Consider the following 18897-nt stretch of genomic DNA (forward strand, 5'->3'; position numbering starts at 1 on the left):
TTTGCGGTAGCTGATGCCACGCTGTTGTTCCTATAATCCCCGCGAGCCCCGCCCACCCAGTCCTATGGGTGTTCGACCAATAACAACGACCGCCAGGGATACCTCATGACCACCACGTATAACGAGGCAGCGCCTGCCGCCCCGAGCAATTCGACCGCACGGGTTGCCACCGCAAGCATCGTCGGCACCGCCATCGAGTTCTACGACTTCTATATCTACGCCACCGCAGCTGCACTGGTGATCGGTCCGGTGTTCTTCCCGCAGACCTCCGGCACCGCACAGATGCTCGCGTCGTTCCTGACCTTCGGCATCGCCTTTATCGCCCGCCCACTGGGCTCGGCGCTGTTCGGCCACTTCGGTGACCGCATCGGCCGCAAGTCCACGCTGGTCGCGTCGCTACTGCTGATGGGCGTGTGCACCACGCTGATCGGCTTGCTGCCCGGTTACGACAGCATCGGTGCCTGGGCGCCGATTCTGCTATGCGTGCTGCGCTTCGGCCAGGGCCTGGGCCTTGGCGGGGAATGGGGCGGCGCGGCGTTGCTGGCCACTGAGAACGCACCCAAAGGCAAGCGCGCCTGGTTTGGCATGTTCCCGCAACTGGGTCCGTCAATCGGCTTCCTGGCGGCCAACGGTCTGTTCCTGATTCTGGCGATGAGCCTGAACGACGAGCAGTTCCGCAGTTGGGGCTGGCGTATTCCATTCATCCTCAGCGCGGTGCTGGTGATGGTCGACCTGTACGCTCGCCTGAAGCTGCATGAAACCCCGGTGTTCGCCAATGCCGTCGCCAAACAGGCGCCGGTGAAAGTGCCCCTGGTGGAACTGTTCAGCCAACATTGGCTGCCGGTGCTGCTGGGCGCTGCGTCGATGGTGGTGTGCTATGCGCTGTTCTATATCACCACGGCGTTTTCCCTGAGCTACGGGGTGTCGACACTGGGCTACAGCCGCGAAACCTTCCTCGGTCTGCTGTGCTTTGCGGTGCTGTTCATGGGGCTGGCGACACCGCTGGCGGCGCTGGCCAGTGATCGCTACGGGCGCAAGCCGGTGTTGATCGTCGGCGCGATCCTGACGATGCTGTCGGGCTTCACCATGGAGCCGCTGCTGACCCAGGGTTCGACCTGGGGGGTCGCGTTGTTTCTGGCCCTGGAGCTGTTCCTGATGGGGGTGACGTTCGCCCCGATGGGCGCGCTGCTGCCGGAGCTGTTCCCGACCCGCGTGCGTTATACCGGCGCTTCGGCTGCGTATAACCTGGGTGGCATCGTGGGGGCTTCAGCGGCACCGTTCTTCGCGACCAAGCTGGTGGCGATGGGCGGGCTGAGTTATGTGGGCGGGTATGTGTCGGCGGCGGCGTTGATCAGCTTGATTGCGGTGCTGTGCCTGAAAGAGACGCGGGATAATGATCTGAACAAGGTGGCCTGACAGACCGCTATCGGGAGCAAGCGCCCTCCCACATTTGATCGGGTTCACAGGGTTAGATGTGTGAATACATTCAAATGTGGGAGGGGGCTTGCTCCCGATGCTTTTAGAGCTCTACAACAACAGCCTGAGCAGCACGGGTGGCTTTGGCCCGAGCCGCTTCAATCGACTCATCCCGCGCCAACGCCACACCCATGCGGCGCTGGCCATTCACCTCCGGTTTGCCAAACAACCGCAACGCCGTATCCGGCTCGCTCAGCGCAGCACCGAGGTTGGCAAATGCGGTCTGCGTCGACTGCCCTTCCACCAGAATCACCGCCGACGCCGACGGGCCGAACTGACGAATCAACGGAATCGGCAGGCCAAGAATGGCGCGCGCGTGCAGGGCAAACTGCGACAGGTCCTGGGAAATCAGGGTCACCAGGCCAGTGTCATGGGGGCGCGGCGACACTTCGCTGAACCACACCTGATCGCCCTTGATGAACAACTCCACACCAAACAGACCGCGACCGCCCAGGGCCTCGGTCACCGCTTTGGCAACGCGTTCGGATTCGGCCAGGGCCACCGGGCTCATGGCCTGGGGCTGCCAGGATTCCTGATAGTCGCCCTTCTCCTGACGATGACCGACCGGCGCGCAGAACGTGGTACCGCCGATGTGGCGCACGGTCAGCAGGGTGATTTCGTAGTCGAAGTCGATAAAGCCCTCGATGATCACGCGGCCCTTGCCGGCACGCCCGCCTTCCTGCGCGTAATCCCACGCCTGGCGCACATCCTCGGCGCTGCGCAACAGGCTCTGGCCCTTGCCCGACGAACTCATCACCGGCTTGACCACACACGGGAAGCCCAGGTCCTGCACGGCCTGGCTGTAGTCTTCGAAGGTGTCGGCGAAGTGATACGGCGAGGTCGGCAGATCCAGTTCTTCGGCGGCCAGACGACGGATGCCTTCACGGTTCATGGTCAGCGAGGTGGCACGCGCGGTCGGGATCACGGTGAAGCCTTCGGCTTCCAGCTCAACCAGGGTGGCGGTGGCGATGGCTTCGATTTCCGGCACGATGAAGTGCGGTTTTTCCGCCTCGATCACCGCACGCAGGGCCGCGCCGTCGAGCATGTTGATCACATGGCTGCGATGCGCCACCTGCATGGCCGGCGCGTTGGCGTAGCGATCCACGGCAATCACTTCAACGCCCAGGCGTTGCAGCTCGATCACCACTTCCTTGCCCAGCTCACCGCAGCCACACAGCATTACGCGGGTCGCGGTCGGCGACAATGGAGTTCCGATTCGGGTCATCTCAGGTCCTCAGGGGAGCGGATCATGGGGAGAAAGGCCGGCATTTTACATGAACTGTAAAAATTGGCCTCAGTTGGCGACAGCCCGTTTACGCAGACGCCAGGCCATGATCAACCACACCACCGTGACGCCGGCGAATTTCGACACCAGCGCCGTGCCTGCCACGGCCGGGGTCAGCGCGCCGATCAGGCCGAAGAAGATAAAGGTATCCAGAGGAATGCTCAGCGCCGAACTGATCCACAGACGATCATGCAACGGCCGTTTGGTGATGCTGAACACCAGCCAGTCGATGCATTCGGACACCGCGAACGCCGTGGCACTGGCAAGAGCGATGGACGGGTCGGAGGTGATGTAGGACAGCACCAGCGCGGCCAGCATGGCAATGATCGCACCGTGGCCGAAGCGGGTTTGCACCATGTCGCGCAGGATGAACACCAGCCCGCCCCAGGCGGACCAGATGACGTCCAGGTGCGGAGCGGTGGAGAAGGCGAAGTTGATCAGCACGACGCTGCTGATGTAGGCGATCAGGAAGAGCATGGGGTAGAGCCTGTGGGTCATTAAGTTGTCAGAGAAGGCCTCATCGGGAGCAAGCCCCCTCCCACATTTGATCGGGTTCACCTAGTTGGATTTGTGAATACATTCAAATGTGGGAGGGGGCTTGCTTCCGGTGGCGGTCTGTCAGGCGCCGGATTTCCCCGGCATCATAAACACCAACCCACCGGCCACCGCCCGCTCATGACACAACCCCAGCACCACCCGGCGCTCGGCATTGTCCATGCGGCTCCAGCGCGTAATCTCATCCACCGTGCGCTGGCAGCCGGTACAGACATCGTCATCGTCCAACGCGCAGATACTCACACACGGCGAAGCGACAGGACGCTCGACCGGGTTCATGCCTGCTGCTCGGCCAGGTCGCGCGCATACCGCTGCGCGTTATGCACATAGTGCGCAGCGCTGGCTTCGAGCATGCGCTTCTGCGCCTCGGTCAGCTCACGCACCACCTTGCCCGGCGAGCCCATTACCAACGAGCCGTCGGGAATTTCCTTGCCCTCACCGATCAGCGAATTGGCGCCGATGATGCAGTGCTTGCCAATTCTGGCACCATTGAGAACCACCGCGTTAATGCCGATCAGGCTGTAATCATCGACGCTGCAGCCGTGCAGCATGGCGTTATGGCCGATGGTCACGCCGGTGCCCAGGGTCAGCGGGTAGCCCATGTCGGTGTGCATCACGCTGCCATCCTGCACATTGCTGTTCCTGCCGATCAGGATCAGTTCATTGTCGCCGCGCAACACCGCGTTGAACCACACGTTGGCGCCCTCCTCCAGCTTGACCTTGCCCACGAGTGTGGCATTGGGTGCCACCCAGCTGTCGGGGTGCGTCTCGACGCGGGCGTCGCCCAGGCGGTATTTCATGGTGTGTCCTCGCGGCTTGCCATTCAGGTGATGGCTTAGATATTGATGAAGCTCTTGGGCGGCTGGTGCAGGCTGATCCTGGCGTCGTCATAAAGCAGGTTGATCAGCTCGACGATCATGATGGCGGTCAGCCCCCAGATCTTGTACTCGCCAAAGCGGTAGCTCGGCACGTACCAACTGCGGCCCTGATAATCGATGCGATGGGTGTGTTCGCGCGGGTCCTGGCGGAAAAAATCCAGCGGCACGCTGAAAACAGCGGCAATCTCGGCGTCGTTGGCCAGGTACTCGACGTAATCGGGAACCACCCCCACATAAGGCGTAACGCGAATGCCATGCAGGGAAATCAGCGGGCTCAAGGGGCCGATCACTTCCACCAGGCCCGGCGGCAGGCCGATTTCCTCTTCGGCTTCGCGCAGCGCGGTGAAAATCAGGTCCGGGTCTTCGGGGTCACGGCGCCCGCCGGGAAACGCGACTTCGCCGCCATGGGTCGACAGCCCGCTGGCGCGCAGGGTCAGGATCAGCTCGGGTTCGTCGCTGCGGGTGATGGGCACCAGCACCGCGGCCTCGGGGAACCGCCCGTCGGTCTCCAGCGTGTGCGGCGTGTGATTGCTTACCCGGCGAAGTAGCTCGTCCAGCATGAGTCATCTCGGTCTGTTGGCTACCTTGCATCATGCACCAAAGCGTGCGGGCGCCCAACCCCAAAACCGCAGGCGTGTCGTGAAACGACAACTTGCAGGAACGCCCGGCACCAAGCCAAGATGCACGCAATCTCCAGGAACCCGAGCATGAACTTCTGCAGCCAGTGCGGTAAACCGGTCACCCAACGCATCCCAGATGGCGACGCGCACCTGCGTTTTGTGTGCGATCACTGCCACACCATCCACTATCAGAACCCCAATATCGTGGCCGGCACACTGCCGGTATGGGGCGACAAAGTGCTGCTGTGCCGCCGTGCCATCGAGCCACGCCTGGGTTACTGGACCCTTCCCGCAGGCTTCATGGAAAACGGCGAGACCGTGGAACAGGCCGCCGTGCGCGAAACCTTCGAAGAAGCCTGCGCGCGCATAAGCAACCTGCAGATCTACACCCTGATCGACGTGCCTCATATCAGCCAGGTGCATATTTTCTACCGCGCAGAACTCGTCGACCTGGACTTTGCCGCCGGCATCGAAAGCCTTGAGGTAAAGCTGTTCGACGAGGCCGATATCCCTTGGTCCGAACTGGCTTTCCGCACGGTGGGGCGTACCCTGGAATGCTTTTTTGCCGACCGTCTGCAACGGGCTTTCCCCGTGCGCAGCGAAGCGGTACCGCCCATGTCCAACACCGCCCGGTCCTGATCCGGCCCCCAGGAAATCGTGTCAATGCGTTGGTTGCTCGCTCTGCTCTGCCTGTCGTTCGCCTCGCTGTCACCGGCGTCCACCCTGGAAACCCTGGGCGGCAAACCGGTGGAGAAGGTCCTGGTGCTCAAGTCTGCCCACCAATTGCAGTTGATCAACGACGGCAAGCCCCTCAAGACCTACCGCATCTCCCTGGGCAAGAACCCCAAGGGCCACAAGCTGATCGAGGGCGACCGCCGTACACCGGAAGGTTTTTACTGGCTCGACTGGCGCAAGGTCAGCGACCGCTACAACCTGGCCATGCACATTTCCTATCCCAATATCAGCGACGCCGCCCGCGCCCGCCGCGAAGGCGTAAAACCCGGCAGCATGATCATGATCCACGGCACCCCCGACACCGCAGACTACCCGGAGCAGTGGTTCCACACCCTGGACTGGACCGATGGCTGCATCGGCATGCGCAACGTCGACATGCGCGAGGTCTGGAACCTGGTCAAGGACGGCACCCTGATCGAGATCCGGCCCTGATCTTCAACCGCTCGTAAAATAATTCGAAATAATTTCCTGCTCCTGACAGCGCCTGCCGGTGAATACCAGTTCACCGCGCGGGCTTGCGTCGTTCTGCGCGTCATAAAGACCTCTCTAATACCACTTGCTGCCAGGCCCCAATACAGGGCTCTGAAACCGGTGCTTGCACGGTTTTGGGTGCATTGACATGGTATCTAAGTGGTATTAGTTTCCGGCCAATACCGGGCGACAACATTCCAAATAACGCATCGGACACTCACCCATGAATCCCATCCTGGCCCTGCGCCCCGACGACACGCAATCCACGCCGCTGTACCTGCAACTGGCCCGTAACCTGGAAGCGGCCATCCATGCCGGCGAGTGGAAATCCGAACAGGCCTTGCCCTCCGAGCGCGTACTCAGTGAGCAGTTGAGTATCTCGCGGGTCACTGCACGCAAAGCCCTGCAAGTGCTGTTTGCCCAGGGTCTGATCCGCCGCAGTCAGGGCTCCGGCACCTTTATCACGCCGCGCCTGGAACAACCGCTGTCGCGCCTCTCGGGCTTCAGCGAAATGCTGCGCCTCAAGGGCTTTGTGCCCAGCTCGCACTGGCTGGAGCGCGATATCACCCCACCGACCCACGAAGAGCTGATCCGCCTCGCCCTGTCGCCCACCGACAAGGTCGCGCGCCTCAAGCGTTTGCGCAAAGCCGATGACACCGTCATGGCCATCGAGATGACCACCCTCCCCGCCTCGGTGCTGCCACAGCCGCACACCTTGGGCAATTCGCTCTACGAATACCTGGAAGGCATCGGCAAGCCCATCGTGCGCGCCCTGCAGCATGTGCAGGCGATCAATGCGTCGGACGAGTTCGCCGCCCTCGTGGGCATCGCCCCCGGCACCGCCATGCTGCTGATGTCCCGGGTCGGCTATACCGCCGACAACACGCCGATTGAGATCACCGACACCTACTGCCGCAACGACTACTACGACTTTGTCGCAGAGCTGCGCCGCCATGACTACTCCGCTGAACTGCGACTCTAGAGAACTGCCCATGTCCGAAGACAACATCCTCACACCCCTGGGCTGGATTCGCGGCCGCCTGGTGCACGAAAACGGCCGGGTGAGCGCCATCCAAGGCACGCCCTGTGACCCGGCCCACAATGACCTGCCTTACCTGCTGCCGGGTTTTATCGACCTGCATGTGCACGGCGGCGGCGGGGCCGACATCATGGAAGGTGCAAGCGCCTTCGAGACCATCACCCGCACCCACGTGCGCTTTGGCACCACCTCACTGCTGGCCACTACCATGACCGCGCCGGTGGAAGAAATTACCCGCGTACTCGGCCAGCTCGGCACCTTCTGCGAACAACGCCCCACCGGCAGCGCGCGGGTGCTCGGTGTGCACCTGGAAGGGCCCTACATCAACCCGGGCAAACTCGGTGCCCAGCCCAACTTCGCCCACACCGCGTTGATGGCCGAAGTGGAGGCCTACCTCGCCCTGGCGCCGATCCGCGTGATCACCATCGCGCCGGAAATCGCCGGCCACGCGGCGTTGATCCGCGCGCTCAGCGAACGCGGCGTGCGCATGCAGGTCGGCCACACCCTGGGCAGCTACGAAGAAGGCGTGGCCGCCCTCGAAGCCGGCGCCACCAGCTTCACCCATTTGTACAACGCCATGAGCCCGCTGCATCACCGCGAACCCGGCATCGTCGGCGCCGCGCTGGCCCACGCCCAATACGCCGAGCTGATCCCGGACCTGCTGCATGTGCACCCCGGCGCCATGCGCGTGGCCCTGCGTTCGATCCCGTGCCTGTACTGCGTGACCGACTCCACCGCCGCCGCCGGCATGCCCGACGGCGAATACAAGCTGGGCAGCCACACCGTGACCAAATGCCTGGGCGGCGTGCGCCTGGCCGACGGCACCCTGGCCGGCAGCACGCTGACCATGGATCAGGCGCTGCGCAACCTGGTGAAAATCGGCCTGCCCATCAGCGAAGCCTCACAACGCCTGTCGCAATTTCCAGCGGACTACCTGGGCCTGCAGGCGCGCGGCCGCCTGCAACCCGGCAGCTTTGCCGACTGCGTGCGCCTGGACCGCGCCCTGACCCTCACCGACGTAATGGTCGAAGGAGAAACCATTGACTTCAAAATGCTTGAGGAGGCCCTGGCCTCCGCTGATGCCGTCGCCGCGCAACTGCAACGCCTCGGCGCGCCACTGGAGAACATCGCCGAGCGCCTGCGCCGGCAGCCGCCGCAGGTGGCGCTGACCATCGCCCGCGGCAGTTCCGACCATGCCGCCAGCTACTTCGCCTACCTCGCCATGCAGCATGTGGGCATCCCGGTGGCGTCGCTGCCGATGTCAGTGGTGACCCTGTTGCAGGCGCCGTTGCAGGTCAGCGGCCAGGTGGCGTTCGGTTTCTCGCAGTCGGGGCAGAGCCCGGACCTGGTCGATAGCCTGCGCCTGCTGCGCAAGCGCGGGGCCTTGAGTATCTCGCTGGTCAACGCCGAGGACTCGCCGCTGGAAGCCGCCTGCGAATTCCATGTGCCACTGTGCGCCGGGCCGGAACTCAGCGTGGCGGCGACCAAAAGCTTTATCGCCACCCTCAGCGCCAGCGCGCAGTTGATCGGGCACTGGAGCCAGGAAGCCGATTTGCTGCGATCCTGCCGCGCCCTGCCCGACGAGCTGCGTGCCGCCGCGAAGCAGGATTGGACACTCGCCATCGACGCCCTCAAAGGCAGCCAGCGCCTGATGGTGATCGGTCGTGGCGCCGGTTTTGCCATCGCCCAGGAGGCCGCGCTCAAGCTCAAGGAAACCTCGGCGATCCAGGCCGAAGCCTTCAGCAGCGCCGAAGTGCGCCACGGCCCGATGGCCTTGATCGACGAAAACTACCCGCTGCTGGTATTCGCCCCGCGCGGTGCCGAGCAGGCCGGCCTGTTGAGCCTGGCCGCCGATATGCGCCAGCGCGGCGCCCGGGTGTTGCTGGCCGCGCCGGACGATATCGCCGAACGCGACCTGACCCTGAGCCGCGCCGAGCACCCGAGCCTCGATCCGATCCTGGCCATCCAGAGTTTCTACGTGATGGCCGCAGGCCTCGCTGAAGCCCGGGGCATGGACCCGGACCAGCCGCGTCACCTGAGCAAAGTCACCCGCACTCACTGAGTGGTGTTTTCCTGATGAGTACCGTGCCCATGTCCAACAACAATAATGTATTGACCCTCAGCGCTCCCCTCAGCGGGCCGCTGCTGGCCCTGGGCGACGTCCCCGATGACGTGTTCGCCAGCGGCGCCATGGGCGACGGTATCGCCATCGACCCGTTGAATGACTGCCTGCATGCGCCGTGCGACGGCGTGATCATCCATGTCGCCCGCACCGGGCATGCATTGACGATTCGCGCTGCAAACGGCGCCGAACTGCTGATGCACCTGGGCATCGACACCGTGGAGCTGGGTGGCGAAGGCTTTGAGCTGCTGGTCGAGCACGGCGCGCAAGTGAGCAACGGGCAGGCACTGGTGCGCTTTGACCTGGACCGCATCGCGCGGCGGTGCAAGAGCCTGGTGAGCCCGATCATTCTGACCAACAGCGAACGCTTTGAACTGACGCCTCGGTCATTGAAAACCGTGAAGGTCGGCGAGCCGTTGATGCAGGTCGCCGTGCGTTCAGCCGCCTGCGTTCAAACAGCTGTGGATAACTCAACGGTCGAGGCCAGCGCCCGTGTGCGCGTTACTCACCGTGGTGGTTTGCATGCACGTCCGGCTGCGCTGATCCGCAAAACCGCCCAGGGCTTCAGCAGCCAGGCACAGTTGCACTTCGAGGGTAAATCGGCGGCATGTGACAGCCTGATTGGCCTGATGGGCTTGGGCATTGGCGAGGGCGATGAAGTACGCGTCAGCTGTCGCGGCAACGACGCCGAAGCGGCGTTGCAGGCATTGGTGGCCGCTCTGTCCGTGGCGATCAGCGAAGCCCATCAGCCCCCGGCCGTTACCGCTGCGCCACCTCGAGTCAGCGTCGAAGCCGACGTGCTGCAAGGCGTGTGCGCAGCGCCCGGCCTGGTGTGCGGGCCTTTGATCCGCCTCGGCGGCCTTGAGCTGCCAGCCGATACCGGCGGCCATCGCGTCGATGAACAACTCAAACGCCTGGACGCAGCGCTGGAACAGGTGCGCGGCGAAATCCGCAACACGCTGGCCCACGCTCGGCAGCGCAAAAACGCCGAGGAAGAAGACATCTTCGCCGCCCACCTGGCCCTGCTGGAAGACCCGGCGCTGCTTGACGCGGCCACCGCGTCCATCGAACAGGGCAGCGCCGCCACCCACGCCTGGCGCGATGCAATCCAGGCCCAATGCGCGGTGTTGCTGGCGCTGGGCAAGCCGCTGTTCGCCGAACGCGCCAACGACCTGCGTGACCTGCAACAACGCGTGTTGCGCGCCTTGCTCGGTGACGCCTGGCATGTCGAATTGCCAGCGGGTGCGATTGTCAGCGCCCATGAGCTGACACCGTCCGACCTGCTGCAACTGAGCGCGCAAAACGCCGTCGGCATCTGCATGGCCGAAGGTGGCGCGACGTCCCACGTGGCGATCCTGGCCCGGGGTCAGGGCTTGCCCTGCGTGGTGGCGCTGGGCACCGAACTCCTTGATGTGCCGCAGGGCCAGCGCGTGGTTTTGGACGCGGCCAATGGTCGCCTGGAACTGGCGCCCAGCGATGCCCGTCATGCCCAAGTTCACCAGATTCGCGACGCGCAAAAACTGCGCCACCAGCAGCAACAGGCCCACGCCCAACTACCCGCACACACCACCGACGGCGTGAGCATTGAAGTCGCCGCCAATGTCGCTTCCAGCGCCGAAGCCCAGGTGGCCTTTGAAAACGGCGCCGACGGCGTCGGCCTGTTGCGTACCGAATTCCTCTTCGTCGACCGTCGCACCGCGCCCGATGAACAGGAGCAACGTCAGGCCTATCAAGCCGTACTGGATGCCATGGGCGATAAGTCGGTGATCATCCGCACCATCGATGTGGGCGGCGACAAGCAACTGGACTACCTGCCGTTGCCCGCCGAGGCCAACCCGGTGCTGGGCCTGCGTGGTATTCGCCTGGCCCAGGTGCGCCCCGATGTGCTCGACCAGCAACTGCGCGCACTGCTGCAAGTAGCGCCGCTCGAACGCTGCCGCATCCTGCTGCCGATGGTCAGCGAGGTGGATGAACTGCTGCAGATACGCCAGCGCCTGGATCAATTATGCGCCGAGCTGGAACTGACCCGGCGTCCGGAACTGGGCGTGATGATCGAAGTGCCCGCCGCTGCACTGATGGCCGAGCAGCTCGCGCTGTATGCAGACTTTTTTCCATCGGCACCAATGACCTGTCCCAGTACACCCTGGCCATGGACCGCGATCACGCCGGCCTGGCGGCGCGGGTCGACGCGTTGCATCCGGCGCTGCTGCGGTTGATCGCGCAGACCTGCGCCGGGGCGGCGAAACACGGGCGTTGGGTTGGCGTATGTGGCGCCCTGGCCTCCGACCAGTTGGCCACGCCGGTGCTGATCGGCCTGGGCGTCAGCGAGCTGTCGGTGAGCCCGCTGCAAATCGGCGAAATCAAGGACCGCGTCCGCCACCTGGATGCGGCGCACTGCCGGCAACTGAGCCAGGGCCTGCTCGACCTGAGCAGCGCCCAGGCCGTTCGCCAGGCCTGTCAACACCACTGGCCGCTGAGCTGATAACAACAACAAAAGGAGACACGCCATGTATCAACATTTCATCGAAGGCCTGCAACGCCTGGGCCGCGCCTTGATGCTGCCGATCGCGATTCTGCCGATTGCCGGCCTGCTGCTGCGCCTGGGCGATACCGACCTTTTGAACATCGCGGTGATGCACGACGCCGGGCAAGCGATCTTCGCCAACCTGGCGCTCATCTTCGCCATCGGCATCGCCGTGGGTTTTGCCCGCGACAACAACGGCACGGCAGGTCTGGCCGGTGCGATTGGTTACCTGGTGATGATCTCCACCCTCAAGGTGATGGACACCACCATCAACATGGGCATGCTCGCCGGTATCGCCAGTGGCTTGATGGCAGGCGGACTGTATAACCGCTTCAAAGACATCAAGTTGCCGGAGTACCTCGCCTTTTTCGGCGGGCGACGGTTTGTGCCGATTGTCACCGGGTTCAGCGCGGTTGGCCTTGGCGTCATCTTCGGGCTGATCTGGCCGCCGATCCAGCAGGGCATCAACAGCTTCGGCGCGTTGCTGATGGAAAGCGGCAGCCTCGGCGCCTTCGTGTTTGGTGTGTTCAACCGGCTGCTGATCGTCACCGACCTGCACCATATCCTCAACAACATGGCCTGGTTTGTGTTTGGCACCTTTACCGACCCGGTCACCGGCGCGGTCGTCACCGGTGACCTGACCCGCTACTTCGCCGGCGACCCCAAAGGCGGCCAGTTCATGACCGGCATGTTCCCGGTGATGCTGTTCGGCCTGCCTGCCGCGTGTCTGGCGATGTACCGCAATGCGCTGCCGGAACGGCGCAAAGTGATGGGCGGGATTTTCCTGTCGATGGCACTGACCTCCTTCCTGACCGGCGTGACGGAGCCGATCGAGTTCGCGTTCATGTTTCTGGCGCCGTTCCTGTACCTGATCCACGCAGTGCTCACCGGCCTGTCGATGGCCGTGACCAACCTGCTGAATATCCACCTCGGCTTTACCTTCTCCGGTGGGTTTATCGACATGGTGCTGGGTTGGGGCAAGTCCACCAATGGCTGGCTGATATTCCCGGTTGGCCTGGCCTACGCGTTGATTTACTACAGCGTGTTCAGCTACTGCATTCGCCGTTTCAACCTGAAGACACCGGGCCGGGAAGATATCCAGGTGGTGCAGGCTGAGGTGATGAACGACAACCAGCGTGCCACGGCTTATATCCGCGCGCTGGGCGGTGCGGACAATCTGCTGAGTGTGGGCGCCTGCACCACGCGGTTGCGCCTGGACATGGTCGATCGCAACAAGGCAGTGGATGGGGAGTTGAAAGCGCTGGGCGCCATGGCGGTGGTGCGGCCGGGTAATGGCGGGAGTTTGCAGGTGGTGGTCGGACCGATGGCCGACAGCATTGCTGATGAAATTCGCCTGGCGATGCCGTCGTTTGTTGCCAGTGCGCCGGTTGCGCCTGTGGATAAGCCAGCGGCGGTGAATGTTCAGGAGGCCGAGAAATGGCTGAGTGCACTGGGCGGACGAGCCAATGTGCAGCAGCTGGAGGCCGTGGCGATGACGCGGTTGCGCGTGGAACTAGGGGATGACTCGGGGTTGTCCGAAACGGCCCTGACCGTGCTGGGGTGTCAGGGTGTCAGCCGGCTGGAAAGCGGTGTCTGGCACTTGTTGATTGGCGACAAGGCCCTGGGCTTGGGTGAGGCGCTGGAGCGGTTGGTCGGTGGCCGAGAGGTCGATTCCAGGGTTTAGAAGCACAGAGGTTTCAGTGGCCCCAATCGGGAGCAAGCCCCCTCCCACATTTTGACTATGTGAACACGTTCAAATGTGGGAGGGGGCTTGCTCCCGATTGGGCCTGACAGGCGCCCGAGAATCAGGCGCCTGCCACACGAGCCTTAGCCACCAAAGACCAGATTGCCCGACTGAGCCCCCGCGTTTTTCACCGTAAAGTCCTTGGCTTGCACGGCGGTCTTCAACGCGTAGTCATAGTTGGACTTGGCCGTCCACTGCGCCTTCGGCGACTTCTGGTTAGTGATCGCAGGCACGCTGCCGATATCGGTGAAGGTGCCGTTGCCTTTGTCGTCCAACATGCCGTTGCTGGCGCTGCCCTCACCAAAGTGGTTGTACTCGGAAAGAATGTTGGCGTTTTGCGCCAGGGTAAAGCCCAGGTGGAACTTGTTGATGTAGTTGTTATAGACATGGAAGTAGCCATAGCGCATCAGCCCCGGCGCGCGCACTTCCAGATTGTCGAAGCGGTTATGGCAGATCGTCAGCCGTGGGAAACCGTTAAACGCCGTGTTGTTGTCATCGCTCGGGTGGCCGAGGATCAAGCCGTACTTGTGGTTACCAAAGAAGCAGTTGCTGATGGTCGCGTAGTCGGCCTTGTCACCAATGTAGAGCAACTTGTCGAGGCTGCCGTCGTTGACGGACCAGGTATGGCCGACAAAAGAGCAATGGTCGATCCAGTACTTGCTGCCGTGGTTGAGGTAAAGCTGGATGTCGTCGTTGTCTTTGATGCCAGCCGAGTGCTGGAAAACGATGTTCTGGAAAATGATGTTTTGCGACGCTGAGGTTGCTCGCAGGTGGATGTTGGTGAGCGTGTGGTTCTGGAACGAGCCCACCAGGGTCTTGTTGGAGCCCAGGTTCACTTTGGTAAGGCTGGAGGCCGAAAGGTTGCTGTTGATCACCAGCACGCGAGGGGCAGCGTCGCCGATATTGGCCTTGAGTTGATCCAGGTTGGTAATGCTGACCACGGGACCTGACCAGCCGCCGGTAACCTTTGCAGCCTTGGCAAAGCCTGTGATGCCGTTGAGTTTGCTTTCTGGATAAGACATGTGAGTTCCCTCTCTAAAGAAACATGACCGTCCTGGTCATGGGTACAAATACTGTACAGATAAACAGTGCTTTATAAATTTATTATCGTCAACCCCTATTTAAATCCAGGGTATCCGAGAGGCCACCTCCGCGAGCAAGCCTCAACAGACGATAAAAAACCCGCTGATCAAACCGCCCAGCGGGTTTCCTGTTTTTACAGCCGTCGAATCAAAAGTCCGCCAACTGCCACACCTCATAAGCCGGTGTCTCATACGGGTGGCTCAGCCTCAACGCAGCCACAACAGCCACGATAAACTCATCCGCCACCACCAGCTCAACCTTCCACTCTTCAACCACTTCAACCTGACCCACCTGCCCAAGATACGGCTGGCTGCCGTCCAATGCGCGAAACTGGCCCCGGCCCGGCACTTGCCAGGCGCAGCTGTCGTAGTTGCCGATGCGCCCGCCGCCGGCGGCGAAGACGGCGGTTTTCACCGTCTCCACATGGCTTGCGGGTACAAAGAAGGCGAGCTTGTACACCGCCTCAGTTCACCCAAACGCGGGCGTTGCGGAACATGCGCATCCAGGCGCCGTCTTCGTCCCACTCTTCCGGGCGCCACGAGTTCTGCACGGCGCGGAACACGCGCTCCGGGTGCGGCATCATGATGGTCACGCGGCCGTCGCGGCTGGTGAGGCCGGTGATCCCGCGCGGCGAGCCGTTCGGGTTGGCCGGGTAGCCTTCAGTGACCTTGCCGTGGTTGTCGACGAAACGCAGAGCCACGGTACCGGACAGGTCGGCTTCGAGCAGCGCTTCTTCGCTGGAGAACTCCGCGTGGCCTTCACCGTGGGCGATGGCGATCGGCATGCGCGAACCGGCCATGCCCTGCAGGAAGATCGAGTTGGATTCCTGCACCTGCACCATCGCAACACGGGCTTCAAACTGCTCGGAGCGGTTGCGCACAAAGTGCGGCCAGAACTCGCTGCCGGGGATCAGTTCGCTGAGGTTGGACATCATCTGGCAACCGTTGCACACGCCCAGGGTGAAGCTGTCGTTGCGTTCGAAGAAGCCCTGGAACGCATCGCGGGCGCGGCTGTTGAACAGCGCCGACTTGGCCCAGCCTTCACCGGCACCCAGCACGTCGCCGTAGGAGAAACCGCCACAGGCGACCAGGCCTTTGAACTCATTGAGGTCAACGCGGCCGGCGAGGATATCGCTCATGTGCACGTCGATCGCATTGAAGCCGGCACGGTCGAACGCGGCAGCCATTTCCACCTGGCCGTTGACGCCCTGCTCACGCAGCACGGCAACCTGAGGGCGGATGCCTTTTTTGATGTAGGGGGCGGCCACATCCTGGTTGACGTCGAAGCTGAGCATGGTGCTCAGGCCCGGGTTGTCTTCTTCCAGGATCGCGTCGAACTCCTGCTCGGCGCAGTCGGCGTTATCACGCAGGCGCTGGATCTGGTAGCTGGTCTCGGACCATTGGCGTTGCAGCAGGCGGCGCTGACCGGAGAACACGGTGTCGCCGTTGAACGAGATGTTGATCTCACCGTTGTTGATCGGCTGGCCGATCACGGCCACGCAGTCATCCAGGCCAGCGGCGCTGAATTGGGCGAGTACGTCCGGGGTCGCGTCCTGGCGCACCTGGATCACGGCGCCCAGTTCTTCGTTGAACAGGATGCCGTTGATTTCAGAGGCATCCTCGGCAACGCTGTCGAGCACGATGTTCAGACCGCAGTGACCGGCAAAGGCCATTTCCACAACGCTGGTGAGCAGGCCACCATCGGAACGGTCGTGATAAGCCAGCAGGTGGCCGTCGGCGTTGAGGCCCTGGATCACGGCGAAGAAGGCCTTGAGGTCTTCAGCGTCGTCGACGTCCGGCGCCTGCTTGCCGAGCTTGCCGTGGGTCTGCGCAAGGATCGAGGCGCCCATGCGGTTCTGCCCACGGCCCAGGTCGATCAGGATCAGGTCGGTGGTGCCCTTGTCCATGCGCAGTTGCGGGGTGAGGGTCTGACGGATATCGGTGACCGGGGCAAAACCGGTGACGATCAGCGACAGCGGCGAGGTGACGCTCTTGTCGGTGCCGTCCTCGTTCCAGCGGGTAGCCATGGACATGGAGTCCTTGCCCACCGGAATGGTGATGCCCAGCTCCGGGCACAGCTCCATGCCCACGGCCTTGACGGTGTCGTAGAGGCGCGCGTCTTCACCGGGATGGCCGGCGGCCGACATCCAGTTGGCCGACAGTTTGATATCGGACAATTTACCGATGCGCGAGGCAGCGATGTTGGTAAGGGTTTCACCAATCGCCATGCGGCCCGACGCCGGAGCGTCCAGCAGGGCCAGCGGCGTGCGCTCGCCCATGGCCATGGCTTCACCGGTATAGACGTCGAAGCTGGTAGCGGTGACGGCAACGTCGGCCACCGGCACCTGCCACGGGCCGACCATCTGGTCACGGGCCACAAGGCCGGTGATGGTACGGTCGCCGATGGTGATCAGAAAGCTTTTGCTCGCCACGGCCGGGTGGTGCAGCACGCGCTCGATGCTGTCGGCCAGCTCCAGCGCGCTCGGGTCGAAATCATCGCCCAGCTCGGCTTCACGAACCGCCGAACGGTGCATGCGCGGGGCCTTGCCCAGCAGCACTTCGAGCGGCATGTCCACCGGGCTGTTGCCGAAGTGGCTGTCGGTCACGGTCAGTTGCGGCTCGGCCGTGGCTTCGCCTACCACGGCAAACGGGCAACGCTCGCGTTCGCAGATAGCCTGGAAGCGCGCGAAATCTTCAGGGCCGACGGCGAGTACGTAGCGCTCCTGGGATTCGTTGCTCCAGATTTCGTGCGGGGCCATGCCCGGTTCGTCATTTGGAATGTTGCGCAGTTCGAAACGGCCGCCCCGCTCGCCATCGTTGACCAGTTCCGGGAAGGCGTTGGACAAGCCACCGGCGCCCACGTCGTGGATAAAGCTGATCGGGTTCTTGTCACCCAACTGCCAGCAACGGTCGATGACTTCCTGGCAGCGACGTTCCATCTCCGGGTTTTCGCGCTGTACGGAAGCGAAGTCCAGGTCCGCCGAGCTGGTGCCGGTGGCCATGGAGGAAGCTGCACCGCCGCCCAGGCCGATCAACATGGCCGGGCCGCCGAGCACGATCAGCTTGGAGCCGACCAGAATCTCGCCTTTCTTGACGTGTTCTTCACGGATGTTGCCCATGCCGCCGGCCAGCATGATCGGCTTGTGGTAGCCGCGCACTTCATCGCCACGCGGGGTGGTGATGGACTGTTCGAAGGTGCGGAAATAACCGGTGAGCGCCGGGCGCCCGAATTCGTTGTTGAACGCGGCGCCGCCCAGCGGGCCTTCGATCATGATGTCCAGCGCGGTGACGATGCGCTCAGGCTTGCCGTAGGGCACTTCCCAGGGCTGTTCGAAGCCCGGGATCTGCAGGTTGGACACGGTAAAACCGGTGAGACCCGCCTTGGGCTTGGCGCCACGGCCAGTGGCGCCTTCGTCGCGGATTTCGCCGCCGGAACCGGTGGCGGCGCCCGGGAACGGGGCAATCGCGGTCGGGTGGTTGTGGGTCTCGACCTTCATCAGGATGTGCACCGGTTCCTGCACCGCGCCGTACTGGCGGGTCTCAGGGTCCGGGAAAAAGCGACCGGCGACCGAGCCGACGATCACCGAGGCGTTGTCCTTGTACGCCGACAGCACACCTTCGCTGTGCATCACGTAGGTGTTCTTGATCATGCCGAACAGGCTTTTTTCCTGGCTCTGGCCGTCAATGTCCCAACTGGCGTTGAAGATCTTGTGACGGCAATGCTCGGAGTTGGCCTGGGCGAACATCATCAGTTCGATGTCGTGGGGGTTGCGCTGCAGGCCGTTGAAGGCGTCTACCAGGTAGTCGATCTCGTCTTCGGCGAGCGCCAGGCCCAGTTCGGTGTTGGCTTTCTCGAGGGCGGCGCGGCCACCGCCGAGCACGTCAATCGCGGTGAGCGGCTTGGGCTCGGCGTGGCTGAACAGGCCGGCAGCCTGTTCCAGCTGGCTGACGATGATCTGGGTCATGCGGTCGTGCAGGCTGCTGGCAATCAGCTCGGCCTCGGCATCGCTGAACTGCCCGGCGACGTAGAAGGCGATGCCGCGTTCCAGGCGCTGGATCTTGTCCAGGCCACAGTTGCGGGCGATGTCGCTGGCCTTGCTCGACCAGGGCGAGATGGTGCCGAACCTTGGCAGAACCAGGAACAAGCGCCCGGCGGGCTCTTGAACGGGAACGCTGGGACCGTACTTCAGAAGGCGTGCCAGCACTTGCTGTTCGTCGGCGGTCAAGACGCCGTTAACGTCGGCGAAATGAGCAAATTCAGCATACAGGCCTGTAACCGCTGGAACCTTCTGGCTCAGTTGCTCAAGGAGTTTGCTGTGGCGAAAGGCAGAAAGGGCAGGAGCGCCGCGCAGGATCAACATCTTCG

General features: G+C 63.0%; 14 protein-coding genes and 2 pseudogenes. 8 read left to right on the top strand and 8 right to left on the bottom strand.

Translation table 11 applies throughout. From position 1 onward, the window contains the following. Positions 1–105 precede the first annotated feature (105 nt). Entirely contained in the window at positions 106–1416 is a 1311-nt protein-coding gene (locus tag VRB54_RS19130; RefSeq protein ID WP_338478388.1) for an MFS transporter, read from the top strand. Positions 1417–1519: 103 nt separating this feature from the next. Here VRB54_RS19130 and purT read toward each other — a convergent pair whose 3' ends face one another. From purT to VRB54_RS19155, 5 genes are all read right to left on the bottom strand, one after another. After that, positions 1520–2701: a formate-dependent phosphoribosylglycinamide formyltransferase gene (gene purT, locus VRB54_RS19135; protein WP_338478389.1), complete on the bottom strand. Its 1182-nt coding sequence runs from the start codon at positions 2699–2701 to the stop codon at positions 1520–1522. Positions 2702–2770: 69 nt separating this feature from the next. After that, on the bottom strand, positions 2771–3238 hold the full coding sequence (locus VRB54_RS19140) for a VUT family protein (RefSeq protein ID WP_034115857.1): 468 nt from the start codon (positions 3236–3238) through the stop codon (positions 2771–2773). A 141-nt stretch (positions 3239–3379) separates the two neighbouring features. After that, positions 3380–3595, bottom strand: coding sequence for a DUF1289 domain-containing protein (locus VRB54_RS19145; protein ID WP_338478390.1), 216 nt, complete (start codon positions 3593–3595; stop codon positions 3380–3382). Beyond that, positions 3592–4116: a gamma carbonic anhydrase family protein gene (locus tag VRB54_RS19150; RefSeq protein WP_231423218.1), complete on the bottom strand. Its 525-nt coding sequence runs from the start codon at positions 4114–4116 to the stop codon at positions 3592–3594. Before VRB54_RS19150 ends, VRB54_RS19145 begins: the two co-directional genes overlap by 4 nt. A gap of 35 nt (positions 4117–4151) precedes the next feature. Further along, a complete protein-coding gene (locus VRB54_RS19155) occupies positions 4152–4754 on the bottom strand; it encodes a CoA pyrophosphatase (protein ID WP_057007247.1) in 603 nt (200 codons plus the stop codon). Between the two features lie 147 nt (positions 4755–4901). Between VRB54_RS19155 and VRB54_RS19160 the strand changes: the two genes are divergently transcribed. The 7 genes and pseudogenes from VRB54_RS19160 (at position 4902) to nagE (ending at position 13389) form a co-directional block, all read left to right on the top strand. Next, on the top strand, positions 4902–5453 hold the full coding sequence (locus VRB54_RS19160) for an NUDIX hydrolase (RefSeq protein WP_338478391.1): 552 nt from the start codon (positions 4902–4904) through the stop codon (positions 5451–5453). A 24-nt stretch (positions 5454–5477) separates the two neighbouring features. Then, entirely contained in the window at positions 5478–5981 is a 504-nt protein-coding gene (locus VRB54_RS19165; RefSeq protein WP_338478392.1) for a L,D-transpeptidase family protein, read from the top strand. Positions 5982–6243: 262 nt separating this feature from the next. After that, on the top strand, positions 6244–7002 hold the full coding sequence (locus VRB54_RS19170) for a GntR family transcriptional regulator (RefSeq protein WP_338478393.1): 759 nt from the start codon (positions 6244–6246) through the stop codon (positions 7000–7002). Positions 7003–7012: 10 nt separating this feature from the next. Continuing rightward, a pseudogene (gene nagA / locus VRB54_RS19175) lies at positions 7013–8095 on the top strand (N-acetylglucosamine-6-phosphate deacetylase); the annotation flags it as partial. 15 nt (positions 8096–8110) lie between these two features. After that, positions 8111–9121 carry an SIS domain-containing protein gene (locus VRB54_RS19180; RefSeq protein ID WP_422396117.1) on the top strand — a complete coding sequence of 337 codons (1011 nt, stop codon included), beginning with the start codon at positions 8111–8113 and terminating at the stop codon, positions 9119–9121. A 29-nt stretch (positions 9122–9150) separates the two neighbouring features. After that, positions 9151–11663, top strand: a pseudogene (gene ptsP / locus VRB54_RS19185) (phosphoenolpyruvate--protein phosphotransferase). A gap of 25 nt (positions 11664–11688) precedes the next feature. Continuing rightward, the gene (gene nagE / locus VRB54_RS19190) at positions 11689–13389 is read left to right on the top strand and encodes an N-acetylglucosamine-specific PTS transporter subunit IIBC (protein ID WP_338478394.1); all 1701 of its coding nucleotides are present in this window, start codon (positions 11689–11691) and stop codon (positions 13387–13389) included. Positions 13390–13532: 143 nt separating this feature from the next. On the opposite strand, the gene VRB54_RS19195 is transcribed toward nagE, so the two are convergent. The 3 genes from VRB54_RS19195 to purL form a co-directional block, all read right to left on the bottom strand. Then, positions 13533–14471: a pectate lyase gene (locus VRB54_RS19195; RefSeq protein ID WP_338478395.1), complete on the bottom strand. Its 939-nt coding sequence runs from the start codon at positions 14469–14471 to the stop codon at positions 13533–13535. Between the two features lie 208 nt (positions 14472–14679). Continuing rightward, positions 14680–14991, bottom strand: a complete 312-nt coding sequence (locus VRB54_RS19200) for an NGG1p interacting factor NIF3 (protein WP_338478396.1) — start codon at positions 14989–14991, stop codon at positions 14680–14682. 4 nt (positions 14992–14995) lie between these two features. Beyond that, positions 14996–18892, bottom strand: coding sequence for a phosphoribosylformylglycinamidine synthase (purL, locus tag VRB54_RS19205; RefSeq protein WP_338481134.1), 3897 nt, complete (start codon positions 18890–18892; stop codon positions 14996–14998). Between the last annotated feature and the right edge of the window lie 5 nt (positions 18893–18897).

The organism is Pseudomonas trivialis (genome assembly GCF_036864995.1).
GTDB lineage: Bacteria > Pseudomonadota > Gammaproteobacteria > Pseudomonadales > Pseudomonadaceae > Aquipseudomonas > Aquipseudomonas trivialis.